This window comes from Spirulina subsalsa CS-330 (assembly GCF_028330765.1).
In the GTDB taxonomy this organism is placed as follows: domain Bacteria; phylum Cyanobacteriota; class Cyanobacteriia; order Cyanobacteriales; family Spirulinaceae; genus Spirulina; species Spirulina subsalsa_A.
Genome location: NZ_JAQMTY010000147.1, coordinates 1 through 14,271 on the forward strand (window position 1 = coordinate 1; position 14,271 = coordinate 14,271).

The following is a 14,271-nucleotide window of genomic DNA, read 5'->3' on the forward strand; positions in this document are numbered from 1 at the left end:
CCAAATTGGCTAGAGCAGATTTTTCTCTCATCACAAAGAATCAGCCCTACCTTTTTAAGGGGGGCTAGGGGGGATCGAGAGAAGGTGAACATCGTTAAGAGCAGTTTGTGTATAAGCAGTAGCCCACAGGGCGAGGGGCTTCTAAACCCTCACCCCAAACCCCTCTCCCACAGGGCGAGGGGCTTCTAACCCTCACCCCAAACCCCTCTCCCACAGGGCGAGGGGCTTCTAACCCTCACCCCAAACCCCTCTCCCACAGGGCGAGGGGCTTCTAATTTGTACGTGATGATTCCTGAGCAAGCTGTCAAGGGCTTGTCATGCCTGCGTTGGTTCGACGGGGGTTTTTGATTAGCGGGAGAGGTCACTATCGCCGGGTTTGAAACCGCGCCGTTTCATGTAGTCGCGGAGGGCTTGGGTGAGTTCGGTGTCTTGGGAGGCGGTGCGAGCGCCCACTTCGGCAGACCAGCGTTTGAGGTCTTCGATCTGGTCGCGGGCGATCGCAGCTAAGGGCACGGTATCTTCCACGGCTCGCAAAATATCCGTATCCACAAAGTCCCGCCGTTGCCCATCTTGACCTTCGGCGAAGGCTTGGTGCATTGCGTCGAAAATCACTTGCTCAATTTCTGCGCCGCTAAAGTCTTTGGTCTGTTTGGCGAGGAGCGATCGGTTAAATTCCCGCAGGCGAGAGGGGCGCAGGCGTTGGAGATGAACGTTAAAAATTTCTTGGCGTTCTTTTTCTGTAGGCAGGTTGAGGAAGAAAATCTCATCAAAGCGGCCTTTGCGGAGGAGTTCGGCGGGCAAAATGCGCACATTGTTGGCGGTGGCGACGATGAAAACCGGGGCGGTTTTTTCCTGCATCCAGGTGATCAACGCCCCAAACATCCGCCGCGATGTGCCGGAATCACCATCGACACCGCCGCTAATGTTGCCGAAGGCTTTATCGATTTCATCAATCCACAAGACGCAGGGGGCGATCGCTTCTGTAATCTGAATCATCCGCCGCACCCGGCTTTCACTTTCCCCCACCAAACCGCCAAACAATCGCCCCGTATCCAACCGCAACAGGGGCAACCGCCATTCATGGGCGATGGTTTTCGCTGACAGTGATTTTCCTGTGCCTTGAATGCCGACGAGGAGCACGCCTTTCGGGTTGGGAATCCCATAGCGGCGGGCTTCTTCGGTAAAGGCATCCTTGCGCAACCGGACCCACTGCTTGAGATTTTCCAAGCCTCCCACACTTTTGAGGGAAGCTTGGGCGGCGTAGAATTCCAGCAATCCCGTTTGGCGAATGGCCTGCTTTTTTTCCTCTAGGGCGCTTTCAATATCGGCGGCGTTCACTTCTCCTTTGGCGGCGAGGGCACGGGCGAGGACGCGCTGAATCCGGGTGCGGCTCAAGCCTTGGCAGGCGTTGACGAATTGTTCTTTGGCGAGGGTGTTGAGGCGGAGTTGATCGGGGGTGACGGCAGCGGTGAGGAGATGAGCGATCGCGCCTTCATCGGGTAACGGACAGTCAATCACCGTTACCTCTTCGGCCAGTTCCGGCGGCACGATCAGGGTGTGACTGGTCAGAATTAACGTGTGGTGGGTATATTTCAAATCCGCCGCCAGATTCTTCAACTCCCGAATCACCGGGGCATTGGACGGATTGTGGGGATATTGCAAAATAAAATGCAAATCTTTTAACACAAAGAGGGTCGGCTCGACTTCCTCCGTCCGCACCCGTCCCAAGGCTCCCATCACCGAATTGCGGTGGGTGCTGTTATCTTGCCAACCCCGCACTAAGTCCCACACCAACAGTTGCCGCTGGGGAATGAGGTGCTGCGCCACCTGGGCCAACTCCTGTAAGACCGGCTCTTCTTCCGGCGTGACGATGTAGAGCAGGGGATAGCGAGCGCGAATTAACAGATCAAGATCGAGCATGACAGAGACGGTCGGGGTTGAGTAGACGGCCGAGGGCAACAATCAAAACTGCCACCATTCAGCGCCCAAAAATACAATTCCTGGCCACGACCGAGGGGATAGTCTTCGTCGGGTTCGGCTTCACTCTGCTTCAAGCCATGGAGCAAGAGCAGTTCATTGGTCGAATCCACCACAGCGTGAAACCCTGCCGAGAGCATGACAGAACTGCCGCTGAGGGATGCGCCGATGAATTTTGCGATCGCAATGGCCAGATTCGCGGCCAGGGCGGCATAAATAGAGCGTTTGCCCAACGTGCAAGCTGGAGGCATTCCCTCACGCGGCGGCTCACCCTAGAGCATCGGGCGGTTTTCCGGCACTTTCGTTTCCATTTTGGACTTGGCCTTGTTGGCACTGCGGCGGAGGGCTTGAAGGCGGGTTTCGTAACGCTTCCGGACGCGGCGGTTAGGGGTTTGCTCCACTAAGGTTTTGAGGGCACTGCCGAGGCTCTTATAGGCGTTGGGGAGGCTGTAGCCGAAGCGGGTGGCGAGGGCGATCGCCCGTTGATCCGCTTCGAGGGCTTCTTCGAGCCGTTTATCACCATTGTTTTTCTGCCAGAGGCGAAAGCCCGAAACCCCACAAAGGGCCAACGCCAAGAGGAGCAAAAGGCCATCTTGCACCCACAGTTCACCCACAGCCCCGCCTAAGCCAATGGCGAGGGCGGCCATTTCCCATCCTTCTTTCGGAATCGTGTCGTTTTGAATCCGCCCCACTTCATGCCAAAACAAGAGGTTACGCTGATCGATCGCCAGGTTATCCCACTTGGCTAGATCAATTTGGATTTCAATTTCGTCCCGTCCCAATTCTTCACAGCGCACGAGGGGCGGATTCACTTCGGTGGTTGCTTCCACCATCACCCAGCTTTGTAATTCCGGGGGGAGAAGGGTTTTTAAACGCCGAAGCTCACTCATTTCGGCGCGGGCAGAAGCGGCGGCATAGGATGTCATAGATTCTTCAGGTGTCCTGTAACTCTGCGTTGCTGTTCTTTATCTTATCGTCTCTCGATTCAGGGTCTGCGAAAAAGCTATGAGAATCTTGGTTCAAGGGTGCGATCGCTGAGCCAAAATACCCACCTAAGCCCCATCAAGCACCGCCTGCTCAATCTGACGCAGGGCCGTGTCAAAGTCATCATTGACGATCTGCACATCAAATTCATCACTGGCGGCGAGTTCGGTTTGGGCGTGTTCTAAGCGTTGCTGAATTACCGGGTCGGCATCCGTGCCGCGATCGCGCAAGCGTCGTTCCAACTCATCCAAAGACGGGGGCAAAATAAAGACCCGAAACGCCGCCGGGAACGTCTGCCGAATCACCCGCGCCCCCACCAGTTCAATTTCTAAAATCACCGTTTTCCCGGCGGCAATTTCCGCCTCCACGGCCCCACGGGGCGTACCGTAGAGATTCCCGGCATATTCCGCCCATTCCAACAGTTGATCCGTGGCGATCATCTCTTCAAAGGTGGTGCGATCGACAAAGTAATACTGTTGCCCATGGACTTCGCCCGGTCGCGGCTGCCGTGTGGTTGCAGAGATGGACAGATGCAATTCCGGATGGGCGCTTAACAAGGCTTTGACCAAGGTTCCTTTTCCCACGCCGCTCGGCCCGGTCAAGACGACGAGCCGACCCAGGGATGTAGACGGCTGGCATACTTGAGGGGTGAGGGTTTCAGACTGCATGGGGTGGAGAGGATGGGAGAATGGGGTTAAGACGAAGCTGCGGAGCCATCTTTGTGTAACAGAAAGCGATGGGCAACGGTTTCGGGCTGAATGGCCGAGAGAATGACATGACTCGAATCGGTAATGATCACGGCGCGGGTTCGTCGTCCGTAGGTGGCATCCACAAGCTGACCGCGATCGCGAGCTTCTGTAATGATACGCTTAATAGGGGCCGATTCGGGACTGATGATCGCAATGATCCGGTTCGCCGAAACAATATTCCCAAAGCCGATATTAATGAGTTGAATATCCATAAAGACCGAGCGGCGCTGCCGTCTTGAAGGGACGTTAAAGGCGTTTTGAGCGCTATTCCCACCATGGTAACGAAAATCTTTCAGCGCACCATTATCCGGCTCTCCCCCTGACCTCGCCCACGCCTATGCAAGCTTTTGACTACACCACCTTGGTGGCCATTTGTGCCGAACTCCAAACGGACTGGATTCCGGCCCGCGTCGAACAGGTCTATCAGCGCGATCGCCATACTCTCCACATTGCCCTGCGCACCCTCAGCCGCCGCGATTGGCTCACCCTCTGCTGGCATCCCCAACTGGCGCGGCTGGGCATCGGCACAGCCCCACCCCGCACCCCGGACACCTTCACCCTCAGCGACCAACTCCGCCACCAACTCAACGGCTTGGCATTAGTTGCGATCGCCCTGATTCAACCCTGGGAGCGCGTTGTGGATTTGCAGTTTGCCCGCCGACCGGGAGAAGATCCCCTCTGGCATCTCTATGTGGAAATCATGGGCAAATATAGCAACGTCATCCTCACCGATGGCCCTGGGCAAATTGTCACCACCGCCCATCAAGTCAACGCCCAACAATCCCGCGTCCGCACCGTTCAAACCGGCCAAACCTACGAACCACCGCCCCCCCTCCTCGGCGATATCCCCGATCGCACCGAAGCCTTTGCCCAGTGGCAGGAGCGGGTGAGTTTAGTGCCCGGTACGCTGAAAAAACAATTACTCAAGGTGTATCGGGGCGTGAGTCCGGCGGTGGTGACTTGGCTGACCGAGCGGGCGAAGTTAGATGCCCAAACCGTCACAACGCAACTCACCCCGCAACAGTGGCAAGACCTCTGGCAACAGTGGCAAACCTGGCTCAATTGCTTAAAGGCTCAAGAGTTTACCCCAACGCAATTGCCCCAGGGTTATACGGTGTTGCCCGGTGTGACGGGGCGGAAGGTTGCCACGGTGCAAGACCTGGTGGATCGGTATTACAGCACCGAGGCGCAACAGCAGCAATTCCAGCAACTTCACCACCAACTGAGCCAAAAGGTGAAAACCCTGGCGGCCAAGGTGCGGCAAAAATGCGAGACCTTCCGCGATCGCCTCTCCCAATCGGATGATGCTCAACAGTTTCGCGATCAGGCGGATCTCCTCATGGCCTATCTCCATCAATGGCAACCGGGACAAGTTGCGATCGCCCTCCCCGATTTCACCACAGGCGACCCGGTGACGATCCCCCTCAACCCCGAAAAAAACGCCGTTCAAAACGCCCAAGCTCTGTATAAGCAACACCAAAAGTTAAAGCGGGCGCGATCGGCTGTGGAGCCATTACTGGCTACGGCTCAGGCGGAATTGGACTATTTAGAACAGATTGAAGCCGCATTGCAGCAGTGCGATCGCCAGTCCCTGGATGATGAACTGGCTGCCCTGCTCGAAATTCGCACCGAACTGATTCAACAAGGCTATCTCGACCCCGGCAAGGAACGCGCCAACAATACCGCTCCGGAATCCCAACCCCGCCGCTACCGCACCCCCTCCGGGTTTGAACTCTGGGTCGGCCGCAACAACCGCCAAAACGATCACCTGACGTTTCGCACAGCGGGGGAATATGACCTCTGGTTCCATGCTCAGGAAATTGCCGGGAGTCATGTCCTGTTGCGGTTGGAGCCGGGAACCGTGCCGGAGGAGCAGGATCTCCAATGTGCGGCGAATATGGCGGCCTATTACAGTCGCGCTCGGCAGAGTGATCAAGTGCCGGTAGTTTACACGCAGCCCAAATTTGTGTATAAACCAAAGGGTGCGAAGCCGGGAATCGCGATTTATCAGCGCGAACAGGTGATCTGGGGGCGATCGCAACAAGCCCAAGCCTATCTCAACACACAAAACCCAGAAAATCACTCATAATTTTGTTGAAACGTCTGTCATTCCTGCTACACTGTGTTGACGTAAAGAAATATTTCAAGTGATTGCCTTGGACGGTGCGCTTGGATTTTTTCATGCGAATTCAAACGACAGACTTAAGTTAATGTCAGCCCACAGTCCTCCCTGTGGGCTTTTTTCATCCTGAAGTTGAGCCTTGAGTACCCTTGTGAAGCCATAAAGAAAACTTTGACAAAGTTATGTCATCTTGTTATGGTGGTAATTGTGCTCGAAACATTCAGCACCAGCCAGGATAGCTCAGTTGGTAGAGCAGAGGACTGAAAATCCTCGTGTCGGCGGTTCAATTCCGCCTCCCGGCATCTTTCCAGCGCCCCGTGACGATCATTTGAGGATCGTTTGATGATCGGTTAAGGCGTTTAAGCCTCCGTTCTCAGGGCTACTGCTTATACATAACTTGCAAATACTGACCTAAGCTGCGATCGATCCCCCTAAATCCCCCTTTTTTAAGGGGGACTTTGAGCAGCTATCCCCTTTTTCAAGGGGGACTTTGAGCAGCTATCCCCTTTTTCAAGGGGGACTTTGAGCAGCTATCCCCTTTTTCAAGGGGGACTTTGAGCAGCTATCCCCTTTTTTAAGGGGGACTTTGAGCAGCTATCCCCTTTTTCAAGGGGGACTTTGAGCGGCTCCCCCCTTTTTTAAGGGGGGCTGGGGGGGATCACGAGAGTTTTGGAACTTAAAATCGATTGATGTTTAAGCCTCCGTTCTCAGGGTGGAGCGTCCATGAAAAATCGCTGCCCTGTTGTGGGTGGGCAGCGATCGCGTAGGGTTTAATCACATTGCTTCTGTTCTACCATGGCTAACCGTGTTTTTACGGTCACTTCACAGAAAAAACGTAATCGGGCCTGTCGAATCCTCAGATTTTAACCGTAAAAACACGGAAACTTCACAATCATTCCCCGTCAACCTAACAAGACGAACCAACACAGGGCAGGGGGGACGGGTTTAAGCGGTGGAGCACTTGTTGTAGGGCCATCACCGTCCAATCAATATCTTCGGGGGTGGTGTCGCGACCGAGGGAAAAGCGGATGCCTTGGCGGGCTTGGATTTCACCGTAGCCGAGGGCGGTGAGGATCGGGCTGGGGCTGGCTTGGCCACTGTGGCAGGCGGAACCGGCGCTGAGGGCAATGCCGGCAAGATTCATCTGGCGCACGATCGCCCGCCCGGTGATCTCCGATGGAAAATCGCGCAGGACAAAACTAGCGTGGTGGGGGAGGCGATCGCGCCGATGGCCTGTGAGTTGGAAATAGGGGCAGGCTTCAAGGCGGGTAATGAGGCGATCGCGCAACTGCTCTAAGCGGTGTGCTTCCGTCGGCAACTGTTCCTGGGCCAATTGAGCCGCTAACCCAAACCCGGCCAAGGTCGGCACGGCTTGGGTTCCGGAGCGCAATTGATGTTCTTGGCCACCTCCTGCCAAGAGGGGAACCAGTTCCACGCCGGGCCGGACGTAGAGTGCGCCGGAACCTTGGGGGCCGTAGAGTTTATGACCCGATACGGATAGCAAATCCACATCTAAGGCTTGGACATCGAGGGGGAGCCGCCCCGCCACTTGTACCGCGTCGGTGTGGAAAAGAATGCGATGGCGGCGGGCGATTTGCGCTAATTCTGCGATCGCCTGCACCGTGCCGATTTCGCTTTGGCCGTAGATGATCGAAACCAAAACCGTATTGGGTTGGAGGGCGGCGAGGAGTTCGAGGGGGTTAATTTTGCCCGTGGCATCAACGGGGAGTTCCGTCACCTGCCAACCCCGCGCCGCTAGTTGACGGGCCGGGGCAGCGATCGCCGGATGTTCCACCGCTGAAATAATGATGTGCTGCGGCGTGGGGTAGCGGTGAGCCACTCCAAAGATGGCGAGGTTATCCGCTTCCGTTCCCCCAGAGGTGAAGTGAATACTATCGGCGGTGGGGGCATTGAGCAATTGCGCCACTTGCCAGCGGGCCGTTTCGAGGGCGATCGCCGCCCGCTCCCCCCAATGGTGCAGACTGGAGGGATTGCCCCAGAGCGTCGCGCCCTGGTGGTGCAACGTTGCCAACACATCGGGATGAGGGGGAGTCGTCGCACTGTAGTCTAAATAAATTTGCATCGTTTTCCCCTCGCCGTAGCAACTCGTTTGCACCCGCACCCTTAGCCGCCGGGTTTACAAACATTGTAATCTTCATGGGAAACCAACGCCTCCGGCACAATCCCACTGCCGAGATCTCGACAGAGCAACCGATAATGTCGAGTCACTGGGATGCTGATCACCACACGATTATGGCGCAGGCGTTTGCCGCGATAGGTGCGATAGTTTTCCCGACGCTGGAGACCGGCGATAATCTGCCGAGCTTTGAGCACCACAGCTTTGGGAAACTGGGTTAGATCAATTACGTCGTGAGCAAAGGTGGCTTCCCATTGTTGTTTTTCCGATTGGCGTTGGGTTTGATCTCGTGCTGCTTGGGCACAGCGATGACAAATTTGCCCTTGGCCCCGGTGGCCGCATGGAAACAGTTTTTTGCGTTTCGCTTTAGCCATGACAGTGTCTAGCGGTAGTGAACAAAAATTCTAGAGGGTGCGATCGCCCATCAACAGTCTTCCCAAACCGGGTAGGAGAGAGTGCGGGGATCATGGCTTTATTGTGACTGATTTACACCCTGAGCGACCATCTCCGCCAGAATAGAGGGTGCGAATTCCCCAGACACCATGGAAACCACTGCCGAATTTTATTGCGCCTGCTGTGGCGAACCCAATCAGACCTTTGTGGATCTCAGCCAAGGCTTTCAGCAAACCTACGTCGAAGACTGCCAAGTCTGCTGCCGTCCCAACGTCCTCTATGTGCATGTGGATGAGGACACCCTCGATGTGGAAATTGACACCGATTTTAACGAGTGACTGTTATCCCATGGCCTCGAAGTGCTGTGTGAAATCTATTGCAACGCATGACAGTGCATAAGATTCCAGAATCACGTCTTGGCTAAATATAGTTGCAGGGTTGTGAGGATGCTTGATGAGCCTTGAGCGATCGTTTGTAAAACTGGCTATCGGTGGCGGCTGCGTCTTGGGTGGCGTGGCGTTTCCCCCCTTGTTGGCTGGTGAAGGGATTGTGTGGGGAACAGCCTTAGCAACTGCATTAGGGAGTGTGGCGGCGGGCAACACGGCCAATGCCATTGATGCCTTAGCTGACCGGCTCGGGAGCGATCGGGGTGTTTCCTTAGAAAATCAGGATTTAACAAAAGCGGTGGGGAAAGCGATCGCCGCCGTCATCACCCTCGCCGCTCAATCACAGCGCGGCAAAACCCGCCAACACCTCGAAAAAATCGCCGCCCAAGCCAAAGATAACTGGATCAAAATCGCCCAACAGGAACTCACCCAGCACCGCTACCCCGAACTGCGAGAAGGCCAACTCGACCAATTCCTCACCCCTGACGAATACCACCTCACCCAACAAGGCAACCTCACCGCTACAGAATGGGGCGATATTTTCATCCGCCTCAACATGGCTGCTTGTAAAGGGGGTGGGTTTTTCATCCCCGCAGAGGTGCGTCAAGATGTCGCCAAATTGCTGCATACCACTTTCCCCAAAGCTTTGCGAGAAACCCTCAAGGAAGACTTTGCCAATGATGGGAAAGCCTTTGCCGGGTTAACGTTGCAGTTACTCACGGGAATGCAGGCACAACTGAGCCAATTGCAAATCAGTCAAGCGGAATTGAATGCTGAGGAATTAGCCCAAATTCTAGAGCAGTTCCAGGAATTAGAAACCCAGTTACGGGGAACTGTCGCCCAGCAGCAGGCATTTTTTAACCAGATTTCCCAAGATATAGACTCTGGTTTTGCCGAGGTCTGTCACCAGTTGGGGGTGATGGAAACCCATATCACTCAGTTGTTGCAAGGTCTGGAAAGCACCCTAGAAAGTTTGGTGGCAGAAATTCGATCGCACTTTGATACGGCTAACCCAAATCTTTCCTTAGAAGAGTGGCGACCCATTGCCCAGTTAATGCTGGCTAACCGACAGGCGTTAACCGCTAATTCTGCATTCAAGCGGGTGGATGTCTATGTGCCGCTGGGATTGGTGGAGCGTCGCCAACCCAAGCAACCGAAACCAGACCAAAATCCAGAAACCCAAGAGCAAGGGTCAGAACGGGAAGAAGAAAAAGTCACACCGATCGCAGAAGATGCGTTTTTTGATCAGGTGTTGCAGCAGGGGAAAAGTCCTAAAAGTCAGGGGCGACGGATTGCGATTACGGGTGAGCCAGGATCAGGAAAAACGACGCGGTTACAGGCGATCGCAGATTGGATTTTGGCAGAAGATCTCGGCATCCCGATTTGGATACCATTGGCAGAATTTACTGAATCAACCCTGGTGGATCATTTGCAAGAGAAATGGCTGAAGTTGGCGGGGGTCGAAGGGGCGATCACTTCTCTCCAAGATCACAAAGAGCATCTGTGGTTGTTGATGGATGGATTGGACGAAATGGTAGCCCGCATTGAACGTCCCCATGTGTCCCAACTTTTAACCGGGTGGGTGCAGTCAGCACGGGTGATCATCACCTGTCGGGTGAATGTATGGGAAGCGGATCAAAATGCCTTTTCCGGGTTTGATGTCTATCGGAATTTACCCTTTGAGGTGGAGCAGATGGAAATGTTTATCCGGCGGTTTTTTGCCCAGAGTGATTAACCAGACTGACTCCACATAATAGTTAGATTTTGGATGCTCATCCTGTCCCTCACCCTTACTCTTAATCCTGAACTCGACACTAAATCCCATGACGACCTCAACCCCAACTGTTGCCGATGCTCTGATTACTGCTCTCCATGAACCGGGGCGGGAAAACCTCCTGGATTTGGTACGCAACCCCTTGCGCTTGACTCTGCTTTGCATGACTTGGGATGGGTCATCGTTGCCGGATACCCAGGCAGATTTGTATGCCCGTTATCTGAAAGAGGTGTATCAGTGGAATCAAAATGTGCAGGAGTGGCGCGACCATGCCGGGCGTTGTGGCACGACGATCACGCAATTAAAGCAGGCGTTAAATCAGCAACTGGGGGAACTGGCTCAGGCGGCACTGGCTTTACCCCAGGAGCGATTTCGGTTATCCCAGGTTTTGGTGGAAGAGTATTTGGGGGAGGAATTGGATGAGACTTCGTTGGGGTATTTGGCGTTGCGGTTGGGCTGGTTGAATCGGGTGGGCAGAGATCATCGTGGCGATTCTATTTTCGCGTTTTACCATGCGACGTTTCAGGAGTATTTTGCGGCGTTGGCGGTGGCGGATTGGGATTATTTTCTACCGAGGGATCATGTGAATGCTCCGGTGGCGGGGAAGCGGTATCGAATTTTTGAACCGCAGTGGAAGCAGGTAATTTTGTTGTGGTTGGGACGTAAGGATGTTGGGAATGAGGAAAAAAGGGGGTTTATTAACAAGCTAGTGAGTTTTGAGACAGGATGTGATCAAAATGGGAATTTTTATTACTATCCTGCCTATTTTTTGGCTGCTGAAGGAATATCTCAATATTTTGACTTTGAATCCCTGATTAGTATTTCCGATCTCAATTTTTCCTTAGCCGATACAATTATTCAGCAACTCATTGCTTGGGCTTTCGGTAGTTTCAATCAAAATCGTAAAAAGTGGACTAACAGTCTTAAACCTATTGAAATAGCAGCAAAGGCTGCATTGAAATCAACAAAATGGGATAAAGTGATCGTCCATCTGACTCAACAGATTGAGATTATGCTAATTGCTCCCCATGCAGAGTCGTTTATTGGAGATGCTTTTGAAACAGAGAGAGAAGAACTTGGTTTAGACAGCCAGACATTTAATGCTTTAATTTCTTTGGTTCAATACTTGCAAAGTAATGCTGAAAGTAGGACGACGTTGATATCCGAATTGGTCTTTTTTTTAGGCGAAATTGCTCAAGGTAATTTAGCTGTGATCGTCACCTTAGTGGAAATCTTACGGGATGCTGGAGTTGATCGTTCCACCCGTAGGCTAGCAGCCTTCAATTTAGAGAAAATCGCCCCAGGGAACGAGCAGGTGATCGCCGCCTTAGAAGAAATTCTCCGGGATGCTGGGACTGATTGTTTCACCCGTGGTCTAGCAGCCCAGACTTTAGGGCAAATCGCTCCAGGGAACGAGGAGGCAATCGCCGTCTTAGAGGAAATCTTACGGGATGCTGGGGCTGATATTGGAACTCGTAGGCTAGCAGCCGAGGGTTTAAGGCAAATCGCCCCAGGGAACGAGGAGGCGATCGCCGCATTAGTGGAAATCTTCCGAGATGCTGGGGCTTATTATTCCTACCGTAGGGACGCAGCCGAGAATTTAGCGAACATCGCTCCAGGGAACGAGCAGGCGATCAACGCCTTTGTGGAAACCTTGCAGGATGCGGGGGCTGGTGTTGGAATTCATTGTCTAGCAGCCTGTACTTTAGGAAAAATCGCCCCAGGAAGCGAGCAGGCGATCACCGCATTAGTGGAAATCTCGCGCGATGCGGGGGCTGATATTGAAACTCGTAGGTTAGCAGCCTGTACTTTAGGAAAAATCGCCCTAGGAAATGAGCAGGCGATCACCGCATTAGTGGGAATCTTACGGGATGCTGGGGCTGATAAGAACACCCGTAGGGAAGCAGCCTGGAGCTTAGAGAAAATCGCCCTAGGAAATGAGCAGGCGATCGCCGCCTTAGAGGAAATCTTACGGGATGCTGGGGCTGATGATTCCACCCGTTGGCACGCAGCCCGGAGTTTAGGGATAATCGCCCCAGGGAACGAACAGGCGATCACTGTCTTAGAGGAAATCTTACGGGATGCTGGGGCTGATGATTCCACCCGTTGGCAAGCAGCCCGGAGTTTAGGGATAATCGCCCCAGGGAACGAGCAGGCGATCGCCGCCTTAGAGGAAATCTTACGGGATGCTGGGGCTTATTATTCCTACCGTAGCGAATCAGCGTGGAGTTTAGGGATAATCGCTCCAGGGAACGAGCAGGCGATCAACGCCTTAGTGGAAATCTTACGGGATGCTGATGCTGCTCGTTCCACCCGTTGGTACGCAGCCAAGAGTTTAGGGAAAATCGCTCCAGGGAACGAACAAGCGATCGCCGCTTTAGAGGAAATCTTACGGGATGCTGGGGCTAATGATTCCCACTGTAGGGACGCAGCCGAGAGTTTAGGGAAAATTCTTACTACACGCAAGCACTATGCAGGGGTTGTTTCTGCTTTAAAAGACTGCCTTAGCAATGAAATTCACCAAAGGAACTTTGACCAATTCAATGAATGCTACAAACTCATCTGGAACTGTGCCGAAAACCTTCCCTATCCCGAATTTTATCAAGCCTGGCACAATCCCCCCATCACACCCCATCCCGAAATCGAAAACACCACCCCAACCGCCTCCACCCCCTTCACCCAAAAATACAACCTGGCACTGCTGCCCCAAAGCATCGCCCAAGCCATCAAAACCGCCAACCATCCCCCACACCGCCGCGTCATCTGCATCGACGGTAGCCGCTTCAGCGACCCCAAAAACCCCGCCCTGCAACTCTACACTGCCCTCAAAAAAGCAGATTGCCCCCCCAGCCCAGACGGGAAACCCCGCACCATTAGCGAACTGCAAGCCTACTGCGAAGACGACCTCAGCGAAACTCAAATCGCCCTCATCCTCTACGAAGCCCCCACCGATCCACCCCCCCAAGGCTTTGATTTGGACGTTCTCAATCAACTCGCCCGGTTTAGTCATCCGCCCATTGCCGTCGTTGTCCCCCAATCCCTCGCGGATTGCCCATTACCCCAATTTCTAGCAACCGATGCCAATTTGATCGCCAATCTTCTCCAGTGGCTGCACAATCTGGAAGGGTAAGGCGCGATCGCTACCGCTTCGGTCAGTCCAGTCACGAGGGTGAATTCCCTAAATTCATAATTTGATGCTCTCAAAAATAAAATTATCAGCATACTTTAAAGCCTTCTGTTTTTCTTGCTCATTTTTAATCGTCCAAGCCAGAATAGGAACCTTAAAGATATTACGAGCTATAGATATGGGTGCATAGGGTAAAGCCTTGATATCGTAACCAATAAATTGAGGAGCACTGACCCAATTCATGAGCAGATTCCTGAATAACAGTTTTTTATACCATGCTGAATTTCCAGATTTAAACCCTCCAGATAATTGCCCTCTGATGACGTGAGGGGCATTCTTTGTGAACCAACACACTGTAAAAGGGTTAAAGGATTGAATGGCATACTCCCCTGAGTAATGAGCTAGCTTTTTGTTTAAACTCTGCTCTAGTATTCCAACTTCTTTTTCATTTTTAATCTCTATTAAAATAGGAACTCGCCCATCTAGAGGGTATCTGTGAAGAAAAGATAAAGAAGAGGGGGTAAAAGCCTCAAAAGATGGAAAAAGGGGGTAAAACGCAAGAGAACAGAAAATGCCTAGACAAGGATACCCCAGCGATGTGAGCGACGCAGAATGGGAAATC

Annotated in this window: 11 protein-coding genes, 1 tRNA gene and 1 pseudogene; 5 read left to right on the forward strand and 8 right to left on the reverse strand. The window is 53.3% G+C overall.

What is annotated here, in order from left to right; genetic code table 11:
• Positions 1 to 348: 348 nt before the first annotated feature.
• The 5 genes and pseudogenes from PN477_RS10045 to remA form a co-directional block, all read right to left on the reverse strand.
• The gene (locus PN477_RS10045; protein ID WP_272119640.1) at positions 349 to 1,920 is read right to left on the reverse strand and encodes an AAA family ATPase; all 1,572 of its coding nucleotides are present in this window, start codon (positions 1,918 to 1,920) and stop codon (positions 349 to 351) included.
• Positions 1,921 to 1,948: 28 nt separating this feature from the next.
• Positions 1,949 to 2,228, reverse strand: a pseudogene (locus PN477_RS10050) (cation efflux transmembrane domain-containing protein); the annotation flags it as partial.
• 21 nt (positions 2,229 to 2,249) lie between these two features.
• Positions 2,250 to 2,903, reverse strand: coding sequence for a DUF3318 domain-containing protein (locus tag PN477_RS10055; protein ID WP_072620799.1), 654 nt, complete (start codon positions 2,901 to 2,903; stop codon positions 2,250 to 2,252).
• A gap of 126 nt (positions 2,904 to 3,029) precedes the next feature.
• The gene (gene gmk / locus PN477_RS10060) at positions 3,030 to 3,629 is read right to left on the reverse strand and encodes a guanylate kinase (RefSeq protein ID WP_272119638.1); all 600 of its coding nucleotides are present in this window, start codon (positions 3,627 to 3,629) and stop codon (positions 3,030 to 3,032) included.
• Between the two features lie 26 nt (positions 3,630 to 3,655).
• Complete coding sequence (remA, locus tag PN477_RS10065; protein WP_272119637.1) at positions 3,656 to 3,922, reverse strand: extracellular matrix/biofilm regulator RemA; 267 nt, start codon at positions 3,920 to 3,922, stop codon at positions 3,656 to 3,658.
• A gap of 125 nt (positions 3,923 to 4,047) precedes the next feature.
• On the opposite strand from remA, the gene PN477_RS10070 reads away from it, so the two are divergent.
• Both PN477_RS10070 and PN477_RS10075 read left to right on the forward strand, forming a co-directional pair.
• Positions 4,048 to 5,799, forward strand: coding sequence for an Rqc2 family fibronectin-binding protein (locus PN477_RS10070; RefSeq protein ID WP_272119636.1), 1,752 nt, complete (start codon positions 4,048 to 4,050; stop codon positions 5,797 to 5,799).
• 262 nt (positions 5,800 to 6,061) lie between these two features.
• Positions 6,062 to 6,134, forward strand: a tRNA-Phe gene (locus PN477_RS10075).
• Between the two features lie 605 nt (positions 6,135 to 6,739).
• Here PN477_RS10075 and PN477_RS10080 read toward each other — a convergent pair.
• Positions 6,740 to 7,915 (reverse strand): cysteine desulfurase family protein, encoded by a 1,176-nt coding sequence (locus tag PN477_RS10080; RefSeq protein ID WP_272119635.1) that lies wholly within the window; start codon positions 7,913 to 7,915, stop codon positions 6,740 to 6,742.
• A 41-nt stretch (positions 7,916 to 7,956) separates the two neighbouring features.
• A complete protein-coding gene (locus PN477_RS10085; RefSeq protein WP_072620794.1) occupies positions 7,957 to 8,343 on the reverse strand; it encodes a DUF7682 family zinc-binding protein in 387 nt (128 codons plus the stop codon).
• A 168-nt stretch (positions 8,344 to 8,511) separates the two neighbouring features.
• Here PN477_RS10085 and PN477_RS10090 point away from each other — a divergent pair, with 168 nt between their 5' ends.
• The 3 genes from PN477_RS10090 (at position 8,512) to PN477_RS10100 (ending at position 13,652) form a co-directional block, all read left to right on the forward strand.
• A complete protein-coding gene (locus PN477_RS10090; protein ID WP_272147240.1) occupies positions 8,512 to 8,700 on the forward strand; it encodes a CPXCG motif-containing cysteine-rich protein in 189 nt (62 codons plus the stop codon).
• Between the two features lie 115 nt (positions 8,701 to 8,815).
• A complete protein-coding gene (locus PN477_RS10095; protein ID WP_272147241.1) occupies positions 8,816 to 10,483 on the forward strand; it encodes an NACHT domain-containing protein in 1,668 nt (555 codons plus the stop codon).
• 88 nt (positions 10,484 to 10,571) lie between these two features.
• The gene (locus PN477_RS10100) at positions 10,572 to 13,652 is read left to right on the forward strand and encodes a HEAT repeat domain-containing protein (RefSeq protein ID WP_272147242.1); all 3,081 of its coding nucleotides are present in this window, start codon (positions 10,572 to 10,574) and stop codon (positions 13,650 to 13,652) included.
• Between the two features lie 54 nt (positions 13,653 to 13,706).
• Here the strand turns inward: PN477_RS10100 and PN477_RS10105 are convergent.
• Positions 13,707 to 14,271: PI-PLC domain-containing protein (locus PN477_RS10105; RefSeq protein WP_272147244.1), on the reverse strand; the 565-nt coding region annotated here is incomplete at its 5' end.

Excerpts from the sequence above, each read along its gene's own strand:
- PN477_RS10045 (WP_272119640.1), bottom strand. The coding sequence starts at position 1,920 with ATGCTCGATCTTGATCTGTTAATTCGCGCTCGCTATCCCCTGCTCTAC.
- PN477_RS10055 (WP_072620799.1), bottom strand. The coding sequence starts at position 2,903 with ATGACATCCTATGCCGCCGCTTCTGCCCGCGCCGAAATGAGTGAGCTT.
- gmk (WP_272119638.1), bottom strand. The coding sequence starts at position 3,629 with ATGCAGTCTGAAACCCTCACCCCTCAAGTATGCCAGCCGTCTACATCC.
- remA (WP_272119637.1), bottom strand. The coding sequence starts at position 3,922 with ATGGATATTCAACTCATTAATATCGGCTTTGGGAATATTGTTTCGGCG.
- PN477_RS10070 (WP_272119636.1), top strand. The coding sequence starts at position 4,048 with ATGCAAGCTTTTGACTACACCACCTTGGTGGCCATTTGTGCCGAACTC.
- PN477_RS10080 (WP_272119635.1), bottom strand. The coding sequence starts at position 7,915 with ATGCAAATTTATTTAGACTACAGTGCGACGACTCCCCCTCATCCCGAT.
- PN477_RS10085 (WP_072620794.1), bottom strand. The coding sequence starts at position 8,343 with ATGGCTAAAGCGAAACGCAAAAAACTGTTTCCATGCGGCCACCGGGGC.
- PN477_RS10090 (WP_272147240.1), top strand. The coding sequence starts at position 8,512 with ATGGAAACCACTGCCGAATTTTATTGCGCCTGCTGTGGCGAACCCAAT.
- PN477_RS10095 (WP_272147241.1), top strand. The coding sequence starts at position 8,816 with ATGAGCCTTGAGCGATCGTTTGTAAAACTGGCTATCGGTGGCGGCTGC.
- PN477_RS10100 (WP_272147242.1), top strand. The coding sequence starts at position 10,572 with ATGACGACCTCAACCCCAACTGTTGCCGATGCTCTGATTACTGCTCTC.